Annotated in this window: 5 protein-coding genes; all 5 read right to left on the reverse strand. The window is 66.9% G+C overall.

Annotated features, from left to right (window positions below):
- Positions 1-225, reverse strand: a 225-nt coding sequence (locus tag NTX40_01610; protein ID MCX5647782.1) for a hypothetical protein, incomplete at its 3' end; no start/stop codon positions are given.
- A 475-nt stretch (positions 226-700) separates the two neighbouring features.
- Positions 701-934 (reverse strand): hypothetical protein, encoded by a 234-nt coding sequence (locus NTX40_01615; GenBank protein ID MCX5647783.1) that lies wholly within the window; start codon positions 932-934, stop codon positions 701-703.
- Between the two features lie 11 nt (positions 935-945).
- Positions 946-1,614 (reverse strand): HEAT repeat domain-containing protein, encoded by a 669-nt coding sequence (locus tag NTX40_01620; GenBank protein ID MCX5647784.1) that lies wholly within the window; start codon positions 1,612-1,614, stop codon positions 946-948.
- Between the two features lie 379 nt (positions 1,615-1,993).
- Positions 1,994-3,073: a prepilin-type N-terminal cleavage/methylation domain-containing protein gene (locus NTX40_01625; protein ID MCX5647785.1), complete on the reverse strand. Its 1,080-nt coding sequence runs from the start codon at positions 3,071-3,073 to the stop codon at positions 1,994-1,996.
- A 364-nt stretch (positions 3,074-3,437) separates the two neighbouring features.
- Entirely contained in the window at positions 3,438-4,859 is a 1,422-nt protein-coding gene (gene proS / locus NTX40_01630; protein MCX5647786.1) for a proline--tRNA ligase, read from the reverse strand.
- Positions 4,860-4,995 lie beyond the last annotated feature (136 nt).

Genomic DNA, 4,995 nt, shown 5'->3' on the forward strand with positions numbered 1-4,995 from the left:
CCGGTTCTCGCGCTTCGTCGCTTCCAGGTCGAACACCAGGTACTTGATGGCCAGGCGGAGGTGATCCAGGCCGTCCTCCAGCGCCGCCATCTCGCGCCTCAAGCCGGAAGGCTGCCGATGTTCCCTCTGGCCGGGTCCGGCCGCGCCGGGTTCCGCCACCGCCGGCAGGCCCTGGGCCTCGGACAGAATCTCGCCGATCTTTTCACGAAGAGCCGCTTCGTCCATGTTCGTTCTCCCCTCTTAACGTTCCCACCCGGTAGGGGCCCGGGTGGAACGCAACAGGTGCCCACCTCTCCTGTTGCAAAGACCGTGCCGAACCTCTGCCGCCCGCGCAAAATAGTTGCCGACACGCGCCACGGTAGCGCCAGGCGGGGTCGCGCGTCGGCCTGTGCGGCGTGCGCCGCCTGTGACGAGTGTGCCGCCTGTGCCGACCGGCGCCCCGCCGGACAACACGCGCGGCCGTGCGTCCGGCGCGCGGCGACGCTAAGGGTTCCTGCCTGCTGGACTTACGACCCGACGCCGGCGCGCGTCCGCAAATCAACGCTCCGCGCGGATTGCAACGCCGACGTTACGGCCCCTTCAACCGGCATAGACCCCAGAGTCCTCCCTACAACCCGCACAACCGGCATAGACCGACCGGCGCTCGGAACACCGAGGGCGACAGGGTCGGGGCGGATGGGGAGTCGAAGCGGCAGACGCCTCAGGCGGACGCCTCGAGGATGTGAGCGGACAACTCGGCCATCGTCAGAAGGTCCAGGGCGTTGTGATGGAGGATCGCCTGGATCGTGCGCAGGCTGCAACGCAGGCGAATCGCCTCGATGCGTGCGGCCGGGTCGTCCGAATGGAGTTGGTCGGCAGGGTCCGAGCAACCTGCGGCAACAGCGGCCAGGAGGCAGGCGCCCAGGACGGCCCATCGCTGTGCCTCTCGCCGCATCCGGAAATCTTTCAGCGTTCCCCCCTGGCCTTTTTGGCCGCGTAGTAGTCGCGGACGCCCTGCCCTTCTTCAGCCCAGATCTTCCGGACGTTCTCCACGGCTTCGCGGCGCCGATCCGAACCCGGCGGGTCGTCCAGGTAAACCTCGTATCGGCGTCCGACGATGCGCTCGATCGAGGCCGACGCGCGGACTCGCACCATGTGGTCCGGGTCGTCGAGGGCCGCAATCAGCGTCTCCATTTCGTTGACAGCCCGGACCTGGCCGAGGACCGAGACGGCGGTGGCCCGCACGATGACCGACGGATCCGTTCGCGCCGCGGCCGCAACAACCTCCGGACGACGGTCGTCGGCCGCCTGGCCCCAGGCGACCACAGCCGCCTCCCGAACTTCCGGCCGAGCGTCCGCGATGCGCCGCTCCAGATGAGGGACCGCGGCCGGGCCGAGGGTTCCCATCGCCCGGACCGCGCGCGTCGCCACCTCGGCCCGGGGGTCGTCGGCCTCGCCGGCCAGGGCTTCCAGGTTCCCCTCGCGCCGGTACTGCTCGACGCGGGCCGTGGCCGGATCGCGCGACGCCGGTCCGCCTCCGAGCGGCTCCTTCCGCGTCGCGCGCCAGACGACGAGCGTGGCCAGCACGCCGGCGATAATCAGCAGCACCGCAAACCTGACGCCGCGAAACGCCATTTTGCGTCCTCCGTCCTTTGCCCCACGTCGGCCGCTCGCCGCCCTGGCACGGCTACGGCTCGCGGTCGAGTCCCGGCGCGCCGGGACTCGCCCTGCCAGGGTGCCGTGGCTGGCAGGCCCTGTAGTGTCATACTACAGGGCAGGCGACTCGACTGGGCGAGCGGCGGCGCCGCCCCGGCGGCTAGTGCTACTTTGTCAACTTCGCGCCACCGAGAGAGAGGATAGCGCGGCGGGTCTCCCCTGGCACGGCAGGCGTGCCGTGGCCTGACGGCTGACCCGCCGCAAAAACCGCGTTTTCGCCCGCACCAAGGCGGCCGTTTGATAGCGCGGCGGGTCTCCCGACCCACCGCGCAAAATATATGTCGGACCGCTTAGCGGTTCAAGGCATCCACCATTTCCTCGCGGCCGTCAGCGTAATCGGGTTGAGGTCGGCCGGCCGCTCGGGCCGGACCGACCCGTCCGAAAACAGGATGTTCGCCTGCCCGAAGTGGCGGGCGAAGACGGGGACGCCGTCGCGGTCGGGGTCCCACTTTTCGTCGGCCCAAGCGTCGGTGGTCTTCGCTTCAAGTTTCAGATAGTCCATGACGAGAATCTTTCCGCCGGCGCCGCCGACGCCACGGATGAGTTTCCCGCCCGTAATCTTGTCGATGGCGTACTCGTTCATGCCGTAACTCGCGTCCATCGCCACCCCCCCCAAGGTGATCGTCCTGTCCAGGGAAAAGTCCCAGTAGTTGCTTCCGGTGGTGAAGAGGACCTCGCCCGTCAACTTGTCCATGAGGGCGTTTTCCGTCCAGATGGTGTAGCCGGAGATGCACTCCAGTTTGACCTCCCCGGCGACTTCATTGACCGTCACCTGGGTCATGACGTCCTTAAAGTCATTGTCGCCGCCGTGGTCCTCCATGCAGAGCCAGTAAACGTCCGGCGTGCCGTCGGGGACGTAAGTGGTGAACTCGGGGTGCAACGTGTTGATGTTGTCGGCCTCGCCGGCGTTGCTTAGGAGGTTCATGCCGCGGGCCGTGTTATACTGCGTAACGGAGAGTTTCAGCATCCACGGACCCGGCTCCAACTGTTGGATGTAGCCGCCGGGCCCGTGCATGCGTAACTCGACTAATTCGGTGATGGACGGGATGGGAGTGGCACCCGCCGCCGAGGTCTCCATGCACCTGAATTGGCTGGCGTCGTTCTCCAGGTAAGGCGCCAGCACCGTCGTCCACGCCGCCACTGCGTAGGCTTGTTTGACGCCCATTGCCTCGTCCGCCGCCCGAAGCCGGAACGCCTGGTAGATGTGAAAGAGGTTCGACTGGCATCGCGTCATATTGTACCGACTCCACACGCCCCGCAACGAGGAGATGAGCATCGCCATCAACAGGCTGAGAATGACGATGACCACCAGCAACTCGACCAGAGTGAACGCCCCCCTGTCGGATGGGGTCTTCGACTTGCGTCTCGAACGGGCCATATCGGTCCTCCTTTCACCGTCTCTCCGACGGGGACCGGCCCCGGCGCGCCGGGCCCCGACGTGCCTCCACCCGTGCATACCGCCACCTCTCTACTCTCATTATACAGACTGGAAACAGAGCCGTCCAGCGTCCAGTCCCACCAGTCGGCCTCGCACCAAAGACCCGCGTTTCGGCTCGAATTTGGGCCGTTCGGGCGCCAAAAAGCCACTTCCAGGCCTCCGAAGGCCCCTTCCGCCCCGCAAGGTGGACTCTTGGAGAATGGGACCCCCCCCGCAATGGCGTTCCCGGGAGTAGCCCTACAGCGCCACTTTGCGCGGCGGGTCTCCGTACCCACCGCGCGAAAGCATAAGTGGCGCTGCAGCGTTAGTAGGCTTTAGCGAAGGGCACCCGCTTCGCGGGCCCTTTGCCGCAGACCATGCAGGCGGAACCTTCCTGGGCGTCGTCCGGCAGGAGACGGACGGTCGCCTTCGTCTCTTCGGTCACGCGGGCCTCGCACTCCCGGCTCCCGCACCACGGAGCGAAGAGGAATCCGCCGACCTCCTCAAGCAGGCGCTTGAAGTCGTCGTAGGTCTCCACGGTCCGGCAATTTTCTTCGAGCCGTTTGCTCGCCCGCTCGTATAGGGTCGACTGCATCTCGTCGAGAATCTCCGGGACGCGCAGCGCGAGTTCCCCCTGGGGGATCGGCGTTTTCTCGCCCGTGTCCCGCCGCACAAGGACCACGCGGCCGGCCGCCAGGTCCTTCGGCCCGAGTTCGACGCGGATGGGCACGCCCTTGAGTTCCCACTCGTTGAACTTCCATCCCGGGGAGACGTTGTCGCGGTCGTCCACGCGGACGCGGACGGCGTCGCCGAACGGCTTGTCCTGTCTTCGACCCTGAGGCTCAGACCCGAAGGGAGCGCAGCCGAAGGGTTCCGCGAGGCGCGCCGCCGCCGTCCGGATGGCCGCGTTGTCCGCGTCGGCCTTCAGGATCGGAACGATGACCACCTGGATGGGCGCGAGGCGTGGCGGGAGCACCAGGCCGGCGTCGTCGGAGTGGCTCATGACAAGCGCCCCCACCAGGCGCGTCGAAACGCCCCACGAACTCGCATAGACGTATTCGAGCGCCCCCTCCCGGTTCTGAAACCGGACGTCGAACGCCTTGGCGAAGTTCTGGCCGAGGTAGTGGCTCGTGCCGGCCTGGAGCGCCCGGCCGTCCTGCATCAGCGCCTCGATCGTGTAGGTCGTCACGGCGCCGGCGAACTTCTGGGAGTCGCTCTTTCGGCCGACGAGGACGGGCATCGCCATCCACTGCTCGGCGAACGTGCGGTACACGCCGAGCATGCGCTCCGCTTCCTCGGTCGCCTCCTCGGCGGTCGCGTGGGCCGTGTGACCTTCCTGCCAGAGGAACTCCGCCGTCCGAAGGAAAAGCCGCGTCCGCATCTCCCACCGCACGACGTTGCACCACTGGTTGTAAAGGAGCGGCAGGTCGCGCCACGACTGGATCCACTTCTTATACATCGCCCAGATGATCGTTTCGGAGGTCGGGCGGATGACGAGCGGCTCGTCGAGCAGTTTGTCGCCGCCGTGCGTCACCACCGCGCACTCGGGCGCGAACCCCTCGACGTGCTCCGCCTCTTTCTCCAGGAACGACTTGGGGATGAGGAGCGGGAAGTAGGCGTTCTGGTGGCCGGTGGCCTTGAACATGTCGTCCAGGGCCCGCTGCATGCGTTCCCAGATGGCATAGCCCCAGGGTCGGATGACCATGCACCCGCGGACCGGGGCATAGTCGGCCATCTCGGCCCGCATCACGATGTCGATGTACCACTGGCTGTAGTCGTCGCTGCGCTTGGTGATTTTCGCCACGCCTTCGCTCGCTCCTTCCTCGGCCCTACGGGTTCGGGCGGCATTGTAAGGCCGGGACGGGCGGAGAGCAACGATTCCC

The organism is Planctomycetota bacterium (assembly GCA_026387035.1).
In the GTDB taxonomy this organism is placed as follows: Bacteria; Planctomycetota; Phycisphaerae; order FEN-1346; family FEN-1346; genus JAPLMM01.